Source organism: Sulfitobacter sp. GN1-4, from assembly GCF_055693825.1.
In genome coordinates, this window is sequence record NZ_JBVFUQ010000003.1 from 630,909 (window position 1) to 645,182 (window position 14,274).

Here is a 14,274-nt window from a genome sequence, read left to right on the forward strand (position 1 = left end):
CTGGGCAGGTCCAGTGGGTCAGGTGGCGGATCTTGAGGGCTAAGTGCGACGACGGTTCTTGGTCGCAATCACCTAAGATCGGCGCGTCCCGACCCCTTGTCAGCGCTCAAAAGGCTCACCCAATGAGGCGATGCCGTTCAGGCGCACTAAACGTCTGTTGGATGAAATGATGCCCAGCACCACGATGGTGACAATATAGGGCATGCTGGCCAAAAGCTGTGACGGGATGGCAAGCCCAACAGTTTGCGCGGCAATCCCACCTAAGGACACAGCACCAAAAAGACACGCCCCCAGAAAGACGCGGCCCACCATCCAGGTGCCGAACACAACCAGCGCCACCGCGATCCAGCCGCGTCCGGCGATCATGCCGTCGGCCCAAAGCGGGGTGTAGATGGTTGAGGCATAGGCCCCCGCAATCCCGGCCATCAACCCGCCAAACCCCACAGCACAGAGCCTGATCAGTATTACGTTGTAGCCAATCGCGCTGGCCGCATGGGGGTTTTCACCCACCGCACGCAGCAGCAATCCAAGTTTGGTGCGTTTCAGGACATACCAGAGGGCTGGTGTGAACAGGAGCGACAGCCAAACCACGATGTCTTGTTTGAAAAGCCCGCCAATCACGGGCAGATCCGACAGCCCTGGGACGGCCAGCTTGCCGACGCTGCTGACGGTAAAGCTTTCAAAGGGTTTGCCAAAATAGGCAGACAAGCCAAGGCCCAGAATGCCGATGGCCAGACCGGTTGCCACCTGATTGGCGTGCAAGCCCAGCGTCACAAAGGCAAACAGCAGCGCCAGTGTCATGCCGCTGAGGCCACCAAAGACAAAGCCCATGACGTGGCCTCCGCCGGAATAGACGGTGATAAAGCCGACGGCGGCGCCCAAGGCCATCATCCCTTCCACGCCCAGGTTCAAAACGCCTGAGCGTTCGGCGACCAGCTCGCCTAAGGCGGCCAACAGGAAGGGTGTCGCGGCGGCCAGCATACCGGCCAGAATGAATGAGATGGCCGTCATGCGCGCGCTCCTTGAGGCCAGACAAGTTTGCGGCGCACAAAGGTCACCGCGATCAGGTAAGCCAAGAGCAGGCTGCCCTGAAAGACGTTGACCGCGGCAATGGGCAAGCCGGCGGACACCATTGCGTTGTCACCGCCGATGTAGAGGGTCGCCAGAAGGAATGCAGAAAAGATGATCCCGATGGGATGCAACCCGCCCAAGTAGGCCACGATGATCGCGGCATAGCCATATCCGGTTGAGATGGAGCGCTGCAATTGCCCGACAGGCCCTGCAACCTCAGCAGCCCCCGCAAGCCCGGCAGCGGCCCCTCCGATCAGCAGCGACAGCCAGATCGCGCCGCTTTGTGAAAACCCCGCATAGCGCGCTGCATTGGGCGCCAGCCCGCCTACCTCAAGCCGGTAGCCTGCAAAGCTGCGCTGCACAAAGAACCACGCAGCGATTGAGATCAAAAGCGCCAGGATCAGCGAGATGTTGACCCGTGTGCCGGGCAAAAGGATGGGCAAAAGCGCATCAAACTGGAACATCACCGATTGCGGAAAGTTAAACCCCATCGGATCCTTCCAAGGCCCCAGCAGCAGGTAATTCAGCAATTGAAGCGCCACAAACGACAGCATCAGGGACACCAGGATTTCATTGGCGTTCAGCCGTACCCGCCAAAACGCGGTGATAGAGGCCCAGGCCAAACCGCCAAGCATCCCGAACACCATCATCGTGGGCCAAATCCAAAATCCGCTGGCTTGCGGCATATAGACGGGGATGGCCGAGGCGCAGATGGCGCCTAAGACAAACTGCCCCTCAGCGCCGATGTTAAAAATCTTTGCGCGAAAGCCGATGGCAAGGCCCTGCGCGATCAACAGCAAAGGGGCGGCCTTAAGCAGGATTTCCGAGAAGGAGAAATAGCTGGTGAAGGGATCAATCAGCATCGCCTGAAACACGGCCAGCGGGTTCACACCAATGGCGGCATAAAGGACAAGGTTGCTGAGCGCTGCCATCGCCAAGGCCACAAAGGGGGCGGCGATGAGCACGGGCAGGGAGGCGCGTTCGCGCCGGACGAGTTTAGGAAATGCCACTATGCTGCGCCCTCAGTTGCACCAATCATCGCGCGGCCGATGTCTTCGGGGCTGGTTTCACTGGTCTTGAACCGCGCGCTCAAGCGGCCTTCGCTCAGCACTTGCATGTGGTCGGTCAGCTCAAACAGCTCTTCCATCTCTTCTGAGATGATCAGTATCGCACAGCCTGCATTGCGCAGTTCAATCAGTCTTTTGCGGATGGCGGTCGCGGCGCCGATGTCCACGCCCCACGTCGGCTGGTTGAGGAAAAGCAGTTTGGGCTCCAGCATTAACTCACGTCCGATGATGAACTTTTGCAGGTTACCACCAGACAGCGATCCGGCTTCGGCACCGGGACCGGGGGTGCGGACATCGTTTGTGGCGATGCAATCGCGGGTAAAGTCGTCGGCCCTTTGACGCCGGATCATACCCCGGCGCACCATGCCGTGACGGTGCGCGGTGAGGATGGAATTCTTGACAAGCGACAGCTCGGGCACGGCCCCCTGGCCCAGCCGATCTTCAGGCACAAAGGCAAAGCCCAGCTTGCGCCGCGCCGCGGGGTTCAGCGCACTTACGTCTTGGCCCAGCATTGAAAGGCTTCCCTGCAGCGCTTTGGGCAGAGGGGTCTCACCTGAGATGGCGGCAGCAAGCTCTGACTGGCCGTTGCCGGACACGCCCGCAATGCCCAGGATTTCACCTGCCCGAACTTGCAATGAGATATCTTGCAAGGACACACCAAACGGATCGTCAGAGGCAAGCGACAGCCCTGACAGCTCCAATTGCAGCGGGCCGCGTTCGACGTCTGCTGCCGCCGAAAGATGCGGCATGTCCTGTCCGATCATCATGGTGGCCAGCGCATGGGCGTCAAATTCTTTCGGGGTCACATTACCGGTCACCTTGCCCCCGCGCAAAATGGTGGCGTGGGAACAGATGGATCGAATTTCCTCAAGCTTGTGCGAAATAAAGAGGATGGAAACGCCCCGCGCGGACAGGCGCAGCAGGGTGTCAAACAAAAGCTCTACTGATTGCGGCGGCAACACGGACGTGGGTTCATCCAGGATCAAAAGCTTGGGGTCTGCCAGCAAACAGCGAATGATTTCAACCCGTTGCCGCTCCCCCACTGAAAGCGCATGCACATGGGCAAGCGGATCCACTTCAAGCCCAAATTCACGGCCCAGTTTCACGATCCGCTCTGTCAGTTCTTTCTTGGTGCCAGGCACCAGAAGGGAGACATTTTCAACAACGGTCAGGGTCTCAAACAGGGAAAAGTGCTGAAATACCATGCCGATCCCCAACCGGCGGGCAACGGCGGGCGCATCAATTTCTATCGGCGCGCCCTGCCATTCGATTGTGCCTTCATCAGGCGTTTCCACCCCGTAGATCAGCTTCATCAGGGTGGATTTGCCTGCGCCGTTCTCTCCTAGGATTGCGTGAATGGCACCGGGCATCACATCCAGGTCCACGCCAGAGTTGGCGTGAACCGGGCCGTAGCGTTTGGTAACGCCCCGCAAAGAGAGAAGCGGCTGGGTCATGATCAACCGGGCAGCGGTGTGGTGACACCTTTGACGTGCCAATCCATGCCGATCACCTCGGCGTCGGTCATGGTCACACCTGCGGCCACGCCTTCGGACCCATCCGCTTTCATGATCGGGCCGGTGAAGGGTGAAAAGGAGCCGTCTGCGATTGACGCTTCGACTGCCATGATCTGGTCCATCACATCTTTGGGGATGTCAGGGCTCCAATCGACAACCTTCACTACGTCATCGCCCACACCCAGGAAGGCATTCGCACCTTCAAAGTTTCCGGCCAGATGCGCGTCGATGGAGGCAGCAAAGAAGGGCGACCAATCCGTCAGCACGCAGCCCAGATAGGTTTTCGGGGCATAGGCCTTCATGGAGGAGTTGAGGTTGAAGGAATAGACGCCCAGCTCTTCGGCCTTGGCCACCACAGATGGCGTGTCCTGCGCGTTAGAGAAAAGCACGTCGCAATCTTGTGCCACCAGCGCCTCTGTTGCTTCTTGCGCTTTGGCCGGGTCGAACCAGGAGTTCAGCCAAACGACGGACAATTCGATGTCAGGGTTGATGCGCTGCGCACCCAACACAAAAGCGTTCAGCGAGGTGATCAACTCAGGGATCGCAAAGGCCGAAACAGAGCCGATTTTGCCCGTCTTCGACAGTGCCGCCGCGGCCATGCCCATCAGATAGGTGCCTTGGCTGTATTGCGCTGCGAAAGGTGAGAAATTGGGGGCCACCATAAAGCCAGAGGCGTGCAGCACCGTCACATCCGGATTGCGGCGAGCGATTTGCATCGCACCGTTTTGATACCCAAAGGATCCGGCCACCAGCACTTTCGTACCCTCAGCCACTGCCTTGTTCATGATGCGGTCCGCATCGGGGCCTTCAAAGATGTTCTCAACCACGGACAGCTGCATCGCCTCACCGTATTTGGCTTTGACGGTTTCCAGCGCCTCAAACAAAGCGTGGCCCCAGCCCACGTCCGCCACCGGCGATGGGATGATCAGCGTGACGATCAACGGGTCTTCTGGTGTGGCGGCTTTGACTTGCGCGCCGACACTGGCAAGCATCGTGGCGACGGAAGCGCCAGCGATGAAATTTCTTCGGTTGAAATTGTTGGTCATGGATGAGTTCCCTTTCGTCCAGGTTTAAGCGTCAAGTGTTGCAAGGGCCTGTTCCGCGTTCTGGAACAGCTCTCGTTCGTCTACGTTTGTGAAGGCACCGCCTTCCCACACGATGCGGCCGTTGATCATGGTCAGGTCTGTGGGGCTGCCGATCCCAACTTTTGGGATCAGGCTAAGCGGGTCGTGCCGGGTGCCGACGTAATCCATCCGGCGGGTATCAATTGCAAAAAGATCCGCAGCCATGCCAGGCGCCAAGTGGCCAATGTCACTCCGGCACAGCGCCGACGCGCCGCCTTTGGTGGCATACTCAAGAAAGGTTGCAGGGGCAGGCACCGGGTGCTGGCGCGTGCTGGCTGCTAGGCATTGCAGCATGTAGGCCGAGTGTACGCAGTGCATCAGGTTGGAGTTGTCATTGGACGCAGCACCATCCGCCCCAAGGCTGACCCGCACCCCAAGCGCTTCCATCGCCGGGATGTCGGTAATTTCAGCCCCGACCAGATAGACCGGTTCGGGACAATGGGACACGCCGGTGCCCGTTGCGGCAAGGCGTTTTAGCTCATCCCCCGTCAACTCCCAGCAATGGGCATAGAACGTGTCCGGGCCCGCAAACCCCATGTCTTCCAGATATGCGACCGTGCGCTGGCCGGTGCGCGCCTCCATCACGGGGCTTTCGCCTTCGCCGACATGGGTATGCAGGGCGACACCTTTGTCGCGGGCCAGGGCCACGGATTGCGCCATCGTTTCTTTGTAGCAATTGACTGGCTGGCAGGGGGCTACGACCACCTGGCGCATGCTGAACTTGGCCGGATCATGATAGGCGTCAATCACCCGCTCACAGTCAGAGATGAACGCGTCGGTGGTTTCAAGCATCTCATCGGGGATGGTTGATCCTTCGGATTTTGGCAGGGTGTTGCCGCCGCGCCCGGCGTGAAAGCGCATGCCCAGCAACTCAGCCGCCTCAAACTGGCGGTCGATCAGCTTTTTGCCCGCGTGGCGGGGAAAGCAATACTGATGATCCATCGCGGTGGTACAGCCATGTTTGATCAACTCCGCCATCGCGGTGAGAGACGAGTGGTAAAAGCAGTCCTCCGTCAGACGCGAAAAGATGGGATAGATCATATCCAGCCACTCAATCACGGCCAGCTTGGTCCAATCCAGATCGGCGCGGTTGCGCACAAAGGTCTGGAAAAAATGGTGGTGGGTGTTGATCAGGCCGGGATAGACAAACCAGCCGGAGGCGTCTTTGATCGTGGCACCGGGTGCCTGTAGGTTCGGGCCAATCGCCTTAATCGCAGGCCCTTCGGTCAGCAGATCAACATCGCGCAACACCTCGGCACCCCGGCCATAATCGACAACAACCGCCGCACAGTTTTTCAACAACACGCCGGTCATGTCGCGCTATCCGCAAAAGGGTCTGGTGCCAGCTCATGCAGGCGGTGGATGCCGGGCATTTCTATAAAGCCCGCAAGCGCGCGGATCGCGCGCATCCAGATCCGAATAGAGGGGTAGGGATCCAAAGACACGCTGCCATCAGGTGCCAGCGCCACATAAGGAAAACAGGCGATATCGGCCACCGTTGGGGTGTCGCCCACCAAAAACACCCCGCCCGCAAGCCGCCGGGCAACCAGCGCTGCCTCAAGTTCGCGCAGGGCAGCGACACCGCCCGTTTGCAGCGCCTCCAGATCGCCCTTGGCGTGCAACATTTCAACCAGGCGCGCACCGCCCAATGTGCCAGTCAGCCGGTGAGAGAAGGCCAACCACTGCTGTTGCGTTGCTTGGTCCTTGGGGGTGTCCTGGGCCAGCCAGCTGGGGCCGTGCTGGGCCGCCAGATAGGTCAGCATTGCCGCACTTTCCGTCAGGACCACATCACCATCAACAAGGATCGGAATGGCCCCTGCGGGGTTCAACGCCAACAACGCGGGGCTTTTGTGTTCCCGCCCGGGATGGAAATCAACTGGGCGCAGATCAAGCTGCACACCCAGAAGGGAGGCCAACAGCCGAACCTTATAGCAGCTCGGCGACAGGATATAATCATACAGGATCATCCGGCCACCAACTGTGCACCGTAGGTGTAATCGTGCCGCTTCAGCCAGCGCCGGTAAGCCACCGATGTCAGATCTGCGCGCGTCGGTGTTTCCATCGCTGGATCAAGTGGCAGCCGTTTAGGGATTTGGTTTTCCAAAATGGAGCGGTCTTGCAGGAAGATCAGCTGCTGGAAATGGATCAGATCCGTCATGGAGCTTTCATCATCAAAAAGCGCCATCCAAGGCCAGACATCGCATAAATCTTCGGTCAGGGGTTGGACGAAAAGGGCAATCACGTCCCACTCGCCAGGTCGTGGCGGGCAGGTCTTGTATAGAATGGAGCAAGTCGGCGCAGGCACCCGGTACATGTATTCCGTGGTGATTCCGCCACCGGCTGATTTGGCGGCTTGCGGCTGATAGAACTCGACCTTGGTGGCCCAAACCTCATCAACGTCGTCGCGGATCTCAACCTTGTATTCGCTGACCTCTGGATGGGATTCTGCCCCCAAAATGTCGGTGTGCACAAAAGGGAAATGCGCGACATCGAGAAAGTTCTCTACCGCGCGCAAGGGCGAGCATTTGACCCGAACAACCCCCACATCCACCAGCCTGCGTTCTGCATGATCCGTCTCAGGTATCGTGAAAAGGTCTTTGGACGGGGTGCCAAGACTGGTCCAAAGATGACCGAACCGCGCAACCACGGGCAATGCGCGCCCACCGCTGGTTACTGTGCCTGTTCCATCCGCGGCCCCGTAAACGGTGATCTCTTCGCCCAGCAGCAGGCTGTCTTTCCCCTCAGATGAAAGCTGTGAAAGCAGGCCGACCGGATACCAGGCGTCACGGATTGCGTCAGCTGTCATGCGGCATCCTCCATCGTTTCGACGCGGCGACGCAAAGCTTCGCAGGCGGTTGATACGGCCAGACGGTCTTGCAGGCTCAAATCTGTTGGAACCAGAACAACGACAAAGGTGTCCTGTGGCCCATAAGTGTTCATCAGCAACAGCGCGTCATGTCCATCAAGGTTAATCTTGATGGCCCCCTCAATCGAAGCGCCTGCGCTGTCTTTGGTAATCTGCGCGGCGGTCGCCTGCATCACCAGACTGCGCAGTGCCACATATCCGTCAAACGCCACGGGAGCCTGCGCTGGCGGGCTCACCGCCCCCCAAACCACGCCATTGACTTCGGCCACGGGCAGGGGCCCGCAGTTGATGGTCTTTGGTGGGACAACATTGGGATGAGCAGGAATTTTCTGGCAGGCCCCATCCGTGCCAAAGCGCCAACCGTGATAGATGCACGACAGCGTGTCACCGCGTACAAACCCATGCGACAGCCGCATCCCGCGATGGGGGCAGCGATCTCCGTTTGCAAAAAGTTGACCGGAGGCTGACCGCCACACTGCGATCGGGCCTGACGGCAACCTGGCGGGCACAACTGTCCCATCTAGTATGTCGGCTGACACTGCGATTGGCACCCATCCAGCGTCGGTTTCGGCAGCCATATTCGTGTATTTCCTATCCCCAGTTGGACCATCTGGCGTCCCACACAGCCCTGATGGCTTGTGTGGTGCGGCATCGATTCCAAACCCACACGAGCAAAGGCGGCAACCTCAATCCTGTACAGCCCAGAACAGCCAAACGGCGGCTTTCCTCCAGACAAGCGCAGGGACGAAATGATCCGGTGATTAGTTTTTCATCATCGTGCTGAAAAAGCAATCAAACATCGGATAAGGCGGGCGCGCGGCTGATTGTTTCGACCCACACATCGAAGGGGCCCAGCAGGCACCCAACCTCAAAGGCGTCGATCAGGTCTTCTTGCCCACTGACTTTGAAAATCGCTTTGTTTGCATCGGCATAGAGCGTTTCACAGTCCAAACCCAAGCGGCAGCTGTGCCGTTCAACCCACGGTAGGAAAGAGGCGCTTTGCAGCTCTCCTTTAATGGTCAGCTCTTGGATGTGGTTTGAGGGCAAAGGATCGGACACGGTGCACAGTCTGCGGCAGGTCAGCGGTGAGTTGCAAGCCGGATCGGGTCACTGTGCAGGGTGCGGGGCACAGGTGGATCCTCAACCAGCTAGGCTACCGCGCCTTTGCCCTCAAGATAATTTGTCACCAAGGGCATTGCGGCCTGCATAAAGCGCGCTTGCCGTGCGTCTGCACCAGGTTCTGACATGCGTGTGATGATCCAGCCCAAATAGGTCAACGCACGGATCAGCATAAACTGCGGCAAAAACGATGTGTTGAGGGGCCGCAGACCTTGATAGCCGTCGCAAAAGGCCGCTTCCAGATCGGCATAATCAGCTTCATTTCGGTTTTTGAAAAGCGTCGTGGCCACATCGAACAGCCGGTAGCCAAAGCCACTGTCGTCAAAGTCGATCAGGCCCAATGTCTGCCCGTCGATCATCACATTCTCACGCACCATGTCCGCATGAATAAGGCCAAAGTCCAGATCGGCCCCCGTCAGCTCAGATCTAAGCTGATCGCGTGCGTGAAGAACCTGTGTGCGCTGCCGGGTCGAAAGACCGGGGTTGTCCCAAAACCTGTCCCATAACGGGGTGTCGCCCAACAGCCCTTCGATATCCCAATGTTTGCGCTCAAATCCTGCGGGACGCTGCCATGCGTCAGAGATCTGGTGCATCCTGGCCATCAGGTTGCCCAAGCGGTGAAAGGTGCCGGTGCGGTCGGCCAATGCCAGGGGGCGCCCGTCGCACCCATCGGCGTGCCGCCTAGCCAGCTCAGCAGGTCCACGTGGTAATCCCCAACAGCCTGCAAATGTGTCCCATCCTCGGCCCGTATAGGCTGGGGTACGATCAGGCCTTCGGTGGCAAGATGCGCGATCCAGTCGAGTTCTGACTGCATCATCCGAGCCGTCTGATACCCAGGGCGGTGCAGGCGTAAGGCATAAGGCTGGTCGTTATACGTGACCCGGAAAACGATATTCTCGCGCTGGGCTACAAGCTGCGGCGCCGCCCCGACATGCCCCATCGGGCAAGTGCCTTTTGCGCGGTGGCCTCTATCATGGCTGTAGCGGCACGCGGGCCAGGACGCGATCAAGCGTGTCGATTAGCAGATCGGCGTTTTCGCGGGTGAAGGGCATGGGGGGGCGAATTTTCAGCACGTTGTAGTGGATGCCAAGAAAGTTGATCAGCACACCTTCTTGCCGCATCTCATTGGCCACCCGTTTGGTAAAGGCGGTGGCGGGGGCTTTGGTCTGATGATCCAGCACCATCTCAGCCCCAAAGAACAGCCCCGATCCGCGCACATCGCCAATACAGGCGTGCCGGGTGGCAAGCTCTTGCAGCCGGCCCCTTGCATAGGCACCCGCATCGTCGGCCCGTGCCATCAGCCCCTCGTCTTGAAGGACATCGAGCACCGCTTCGGCAGCGGCGCAAGACACGGGATTGCCGCCAAAGGTGTTAAAATAGCGAAAAGAGGTGCGAAAGGCTGTCATCACCTCCATGGAGGTCACAACCCCCGCCACGGGATGGCCGTTGCCCATCGGTTTGCCAAGCGTCACCACATCGGGCGTCAACCCCATGCGCTGGTGGCCCCACATATGGCTGCCGATCCGGCCAAAACCGGGCTGAACTTCGTCAGCGATGATCAGCCCGCCCGCACGGCGAACCACCTCGGCGGTTGGGTCCAGAAACCCGCTGTGCAAATCAGGGAAGCCTTCATTGGCAAAATAGGGGCAGATGATCAGCGCGGAAAATCCATGCCCGCTTGCCCCCAGATCGTCGATCTGGCGTTGAACCGCCTCAGCAAAGGCCTGGGCGTGGGCGGCACCGGCTTCGCCTCCAAGCGGGCGGTAACTGTCTGGCGCAGGCACGTGACGGACGTTGCTGGCATCCCCGGTGCCGGGGCGGTTGGTCATGGACAGCTGGGACACAACGGTCGTGTTGCCGTGATAGGTGTGATCGGTCGCGATCACGCCGCGCTTGCCTGTCACCGCCTCGGCCATGCGCAGGGCAATGTCGTTCGCCTCAGATCCTGTGCAGGTCATGATGGCGGTTTTCAGTGGGGCGTCAAAGGTAGCCGTCAGCTTGTCCACATACCGGATGATGCCCTCGTGCAGGTAACGGGTGTGGGTGTTCAGAGTGGCGGCTTGTTCGGCAATCGCGGCCACCACTTTTGGGTGGCAATGGCCAACGTGTGGGACGTTGTTATAGCAATCAAGGTACTTGCGCCCTTCCGCGTCCCAGACCCAAACCCCGTCCCCTTTCACAAGGTGCACAGGCTCTTCATAAAACGTGCTGACCTGCGGGCCCAAAAGACGCGCCCGCGCATCAAGAAGGTCCGCGGTGGTGGGGCGTGGTGTGGCGTCAGTCATGGGGCGTCTTTCATCCAGAAGGGTCTTGGGGTGCGTCAAATGCGGGGCTTGCAAGGGCAGGCTGGAAAGCGCGCGTTTCCTCGCGGCCCATGCTTTTATCTTTGCTGTGTGTCGTGCATGTCGTGGTCAATGTCACCTTCTGTCAGCCGGGCCAAATGCTCTTTGCGCAGGGTGCGGATGTGCATCAAGATCACCAGCACGATCAAAGCGGCCAGTATCGCCGCAATGGGCCGGTCCACAAAATCCAAGGGGGTCTTTACGCGGATCATGGCAGAGCGCAGTTTGACCTCCATGATGCCGCCCAGGACCATCCCCAGGATAATGGGCACAATCGGCAGATTAAGCCGCTTCAGCACCAGCCCCATCACCCCAAAAGCGGCAGCGATCGCACAATCGGTCACAGAGTTGCGCAGCGAGTAGACGCCCACGAAGCTGAGCGTGAGGATCACCATGCCCAAGAAGCGGGTGGGGATCTGGATGATCTTTGTCAGCAGGTTGGTTGAGAAGATCAAAAACACAATAACGATGATGTTCAGCAGGATCATCGCCACATAAAGCGCATAGACGAAGTCGAGTTGATTTTGAAAAAGCTGTGGGCCCGGTATGACGTTGTGTACGTAGAAGACCGATAGCATCATGGCTGTCAAAGCCTCGCCTGGGATGCCAAGAGCCAGCAACGGGATCATGGCAGCGGCGGGGACGGCGTTGTTGGCGGCTTCCGACGCGATCAGCCCCTCCGGCGCGCCATCGCCAAAATCATCCGGCGTGGCCGAGGTACGGCGGGCATAGGTGTAGGACATGAACTGCGCGGTGAATTCCCCGACGCCCGGGATCATGCCCATCAAGACACCAAAACCGCCCGCAACTGTGGCCACTCGTTTATAGAGCCACGTCTCTTTCATTGCTGCGGCCAATGACCCTTCGACCGGTTGGGGGTCAGGCGCGCTGTCTTTTTCGGTGAGCAGCAGGAACGCTTGGCTCAGCGCGAACAGCCCCAGCACAACAACGATAAGGTCAAAACCACCGGTCAGCCAGGTTTGCTCAAACGTCATGCGCTGGTTGTATTTGATATCAAGCCCCACGGTGTGAAGCAGAATGCCGAAAGCCGCCAAACCGCCTGCGGCAAAGACCTGACCACGGTGCGCCAGCACGACCAGTATGATGCCCAATAGAGCTGCCAGGAAAATCTCTCGGCTGCCAAAATGCGGCGCGATAAGCGCCAGGACTGGGGACAAAAAGATCAGGCAGAGGATGCCGAACATACCGCCCCAGAACGACGCGGAATAAGCCAGCGCTAAGGCGCGTCGCGCCTGACCTCGCTTGGTCATCGGATAGCCGTCATAGGTTGTCAGCGCATTGACCGCTGTGCCCGGTGTGTTGATCAAGATCGCAGGCAAGGCCCCGCCATACATCGACGAGCCGTAGATGCCGAGCAGCATCGTCAACCCGACAATCGGGTCGAGTGAGAAGGTCGCGGGCAGCAAAATCGCGATGGCAACAGCCGCACCCACACCCGGAATGGCGCCAATGATCACGCCCCCAATGGAGCCGATCATCAGGGCAAGTGCGACGTCCCACCGCATCAGCAGCTCTACACCGGAAAGAAAGGTATCCATCACTCCGGTCCTTTAGAAATACGTCAGAAAGAATGAACGCGCCGCGGTGGGCAGGTATTCGTAAATTGCCCCGCCGGGCACTTTGACCTGCAAAAGCGATTTGAACACCACGACAACGACCACGCCAAAAAGGGCAGCGGATCCCAGCATCCTAAAGCCGCGATAGCCCAGGCGCAGGGACAGAAGGACCGCGAATAAAACGGTGGTGGGCAAATAGCCCAATTGCGGCACGGCGATCACATAGATCATGAACCATCCCGCATATTCGATAGACAACAGCCAGAACCCGATCTCTTGCCAGCGCCCGTCCAATTTTTCAGACAGTAAGGAGGAGATTAGATGCAGGCCGGAGAAAACGATCATCGCGTAAACGGCGGCATAGGGCCAAAACGCGGGCTGGGCAAAAAGCTTGGTGTTGGAGGCCCAGGTCGTTTCAGACGGCAGATTGATCGCAAGAAACAGGCTGAAGGCCAGGCAGATGCAGCTGTAGAAAAGATCACCAGGGCGGCGATAGCGCTTGAACAGATCTTGTAACGTCCGAGCTTTGATCATGCGTCCACCCCCGTGGCTTAGCCAGATGCGCACACGGCGGGCATAGTGGCCCGCCGTGCGCGTTTGTGTTGGATCTTATTCCAGCATTGCGTTGACTTTGGCCAACGCTTCGATGTCGGCTTCAATCCGGGCTGTGGTTTCATCAGCACCTTGCCAGTAAACCAGCACACCGGTCTGGGCCATGAACTCTTGTGCCCGCTCAGAGGCCATAGTCTCTTGCGCGACTGCGATGATCTTTTCGCGCACGTCGGCAGGTGTGTCTTTGTGCACAAACAGGCCGTTCCAAAGAGACAGCGTCAGGCTGTCATCCAGCTCACCGACGGTTGGCGTGTCTGGCGTCAGGCCAATCCGCTCTTCCCCGATGGAGGCCAGAACATTGATGTTGTCCAGGCAGGGCAGAACCAACTGCAAGGTTGTGTTCATCACGTCCACGTCGCCAGAGGCCAGCGTATTGCAATCCAGCAGGTCAAAGGCCGCATCGGCTGCGAAAGAAAAGCCTTTTTGCTTGGCCAGCGCAAAGGTCACTTTTGTTGGGATCAGGGGGGCACCAAAGTGGCCCAGCACAACGTCATTGTCCTGCGCATGGGCGGCCAGTTCGTCCACGGTCGTGTAAGGCGCATCTTTGCCAGATACGATCACAAAGGGATAAGTCAGGAAGGCCCCCAGTGGCTCAAACGGATTTGGGTTCAGCTCAGGAATGCCGATGTTTGGCCCAACAACCGGAACCGCCAGAATGAAAGAGCCAACCGTGTAGCCATCCGCAGGAGCATTTGCGACTTCAACCGCGCCGGGGAACGGTCCGCCACCGCCACCTGGTTTGTTCACGACCGCTGCTGGCACGCCGTATTTTTCCTGAAAATCCTCGGCGATCATCCGCGTCAGCACGTCTTCTGCATCGCCCGGAGGCCATGGCACAACAAATTCCACAGGTTTTTCTGGATATTCCGCAGCTGCGATGCCCGGCATCATGGCTGCAATCGCCGCGACGCCCGCGATCAGTGTCTTTTTCATTTCTTGTCTCCCAATTGGTCGGTGCACTATTAGCACCGGCGGTGTAAAA

Annotated in this window: 15 protein-coding genes; all 15 read right to left on the minus strand. The window is 58.8% G+C overall.

The window, feature by feature from the left end; genetic code table 11:
- Positions 1-99: 99 nt before the first annotated feature.
- Positions 100-1,011, minus strand: a complete 912-nt coding sequence (locus tag ACZ1HM_RS03685; RefSeq protein ID WP_472741243.1) for an ABC transporter permease — start codon at positions 1,009-1,011, stop codon at positions 100-102.
- Complete coding sequence (locus ACZ1HM_RS03690) at positions 1,008-2,081, minus strand: ABC transporter permease (protein ID WP_472741245.1); 1,074 nt, start codon at positions 2,079-2,081, stop codon at positions 1,008-1,010. Before ACZ1HM_RS03690 ends, ACZ1HM_RS03685 begins: the two co-directional genes overlap by 4 nt.
- Complete coding sequence (locus tag ACZ1HM_RS03695; RefSeq protein ID WP_472741247.1) at positions 2,081-3,592, minus strand: ABC transporter ATP-binding protein; 1,512 nt, start codon at positions 3,590-3,592, stop codon at positions 2,081-2,083. Before ACZ1HM_RS03695 ends, ACZ1HM_RS03690 begins: the two co-directional genes overlap by 1 nt.
- A gap of 2 nt (positions 3,593-3,594) precedes the next feature.
- Positions 3,595-4,698: a BMP family ABC transporter substrate-binding protein gene (locus ACZ1HM_RS03700; protein ID WP_472741249.1), complete on the minus strand. Its 1,104-nt coding sequence runs from the start codon at positions 4,696-4,698 to the stop codon at positions 3,595-3,597.
- Positions 4,699-4,722: 24 nt separating this feature from the next.
- Positions 4,723-6,090 (minus strand): amidohydrolase, encoded by a 1,368-nt coding sequence (locus ACZ1HM_RS03705; protein WP_472741251.1) that lies wholly within the window; start codon positions 6,088-6,090, stop codon positions 4,723-4,725.
- Positions 6,087-6,743, minus strand: coding sequence for a glutathione S-transferase family protein (locus ACZ1HM_RS03710; RefSeq protein WP_472741253.1), 657 nt, complete (start codon positions 6,741-6,743; stop codon positions 6,087-6,089). Before ACZ1HM_RS03710 ends, ACZ1HM_RS03705 begins: the two co-directional genes overlap by 4 nt.
- Complete coding sequence (locus ACZ1HM_RS03715) at positions 6,740-7,582, minus strand: aromatic ring-hydroxylating dioxygenase subunit alpha (protein WP_472741255.1); 843 nt, start codon at positions 7,580-7,582, stop codon at positions 6,740-6,742. Before ACZ1HM_RS03715 ends, ACZ1HM_RS03710 begins: the two co-directional genes overlap by 4 nt.
- Positions 7,579-8,220 carry a Rieske 2Fe-2S domain-containing protein gene (locus ACZ1HM_RS03720; protein ID WP_472741257.1) on the minus strand — a complete coding sequence of 214 codons (642 nt, stop codon included), beginning with the start codon at positions 8,218-8,220 and terminating at the stop codon, positions 7,579-7,581. The genes ACZ1HM_RS03715 and ACZ1HM_RS03720 overlap by 4 nt, the downstream gene beginning before the upstream one ends.
- A 214-nt stretch (positions 8,221-8,434) precedes the next feature.
- Positions 8,435-8,701 (minus strand): acylphosphatase, encoded by a 267-nt coding sequence (locus tag ACZ1HM_RS03725; RefSeq protein ID WP_472741259.1) that lies wholly within the window; start codon positions 8,699-8,701, stop codon positions 8,435-8,437.
- Positions 8,702-8,790: 89 nt separating this feature from the next.
- Complete coding sequence (locus ACZ1HM_RS03730) at positions 8,791-9,405, minus strand: phosphotransferase (RefSeq protein ID WP_472741261.1); 615 nt, start codon at positions 9,403-9,405, stop codon at positions 8,791-8,793.
- Positions 9,363-9,701: a phosphotransferase enzyme family protein gene (locus ACZ1HM_RS03735; protein WP_472741263.1), complete on the minus strand. Its 339-nt coding sequence runs from the start codon at positions 9,699-9,701 to the stop codon at positions 9,363-9,365. Before ACZ1HM_RS03735 ends, ACZ1HM_RS03730 begins: the two co-directional genes overlap by 43 nt.
- Positions 9,702-9,732: 31 nt before the next feature.
- Positions 9,733-11,046 carry an aspartate aminotransferase family protein gene (locus ACZ1HM_RS03740; protein WP_472741265.1) on the minus strand — a complete coding sequence of 438 codons (1,314 nt, stop codon included), beginning with the start codon at positions 11,044-11,046 and terminating at the stop codon, positions 9,733-9,735.
- Positions 11,047-11,141: 95 nt separating this feature from the next.
- Positions 11,142-12,662, minus strand: a complete 1,521-nt coding sequence (locus ACZ1HM_RS03745; protein ID WP_472741267.1) for a tripartite tricarboxylate transporter permease — start codon at positions 12,660-12,662, stop codon at positions 11,142-11,144.
- A 12-nt stretch (positions 12,663-12,674) separates the two neighbouring features.
- Entirely contained in the window at positions 12,675-13,214 is a 540-nt protein-coding gene (locus tag ACZ1HM_RS03750; protein ID WP_472741269.1) for a tripartite tricarboxylate transporter TctB family protein, read from the minus strand.
- Between the two features lie 75 nt (positions 13,215-13,289).
- On the minus strand, positions 13,290-14,225 hold the full coding sequence (locus ACZ1HM_RS03755; protein WP_472741271.1) for a tripartite tricarboxylate transporter substrate binding protein: 936 nt from the start codon (positions 14,223-14,225) through the stop codon (positions 13,290-13,292).
- Between the last annotated feature and the right edge of the window lie 49 nt (positions 14,226-14,274).

Coding starts and splice junctions, on each gene's coding strand:
- ACZ1HM_RS03705 (WP_472741251.1), bottom strand. CDS start 6,090: ATGACCGGCGTGTTGTTGAAAAACTGTGCGGCGGTTGTTGTCGATTAT.
- ACZ1HM_RS03720 (WP_472741257.1), bottom strand. CDS start 8,220: ATGGCTGCCGAAACCGACGCTGGATGGGTGCCAATCGCAGTGTCAGCC.
- ACZ1HM_RS03685 (WP_472741243.1), bottom strand. CDS start 1,011: ATGACGGCCATCTCATTCATTCTGGCCGGTATGCTGGCCGCCGCGACA.
- ACZ1HM_RS03710 (WP_472741253.1), bottom strand. CDS start 6,743: ATGATCCTGTATGATTATATCCTGTCGCCGAGCTGCTATAAGGTTCGG.
- ACZ1HM_RS03695 (WP_472741247.1), bottom strand. CDS start 3,592: ATGACCCAGCCGCTTCTCTCTTTGCGGGGCGTTACCAAACGCTACGGC.
- ACZ1HM_RS03755 (WP_472741271.1), bottom strand. CDS start 14,225: ATGAAAAAGACACTGATCGCGGGCGTCGCGGCGATTGCAGCCATGATG.
- ACZ1HM_RS03735 (WP_472741263.1), bottom strand. CDS start 9,701: ATGGGGCATGTCGGGGCGGCGCCGCAGCTTGTAGCCCAGCGCGAGAAT.
- ACZ1HM_RS03700 (WP_472741249.1), bottom strand. CDS start 4,698: ATGACCAACAATTTCAACCGAAGAAATTTCATCGCTGGCGCTTCCGTC.
- ACZ1HM_RS03745 (WP_472741267.1), bottom strand. CDS start 12,662: ATGGATACCTTTCTTTCCGGTGTAGAGCTGCTGATGCGGTGGGACGTC.
- ACZ1HM_RS03715 (WP_472741255.1), bottom strand. CDS start 7,582: ATGACAGCTGACGCAATCCGTGACGCCTGGTATCCGGTCGGCCTGCTT.
- ACZ1HM_RS03740 (WP_472741265.1), bottom strand. CDS start 11,046: ATGACTGACGCCACACCACGCCCCACCACCGCGGACCTTCTTGATGCG.
- ACZ1HM_RS03750 (WP_472741269.1), bottom strand. CDS start 13,214: ATGATCAAAGCTCGGACGTTACAAGATCTGTTCAAGCGCTATCGCCGC.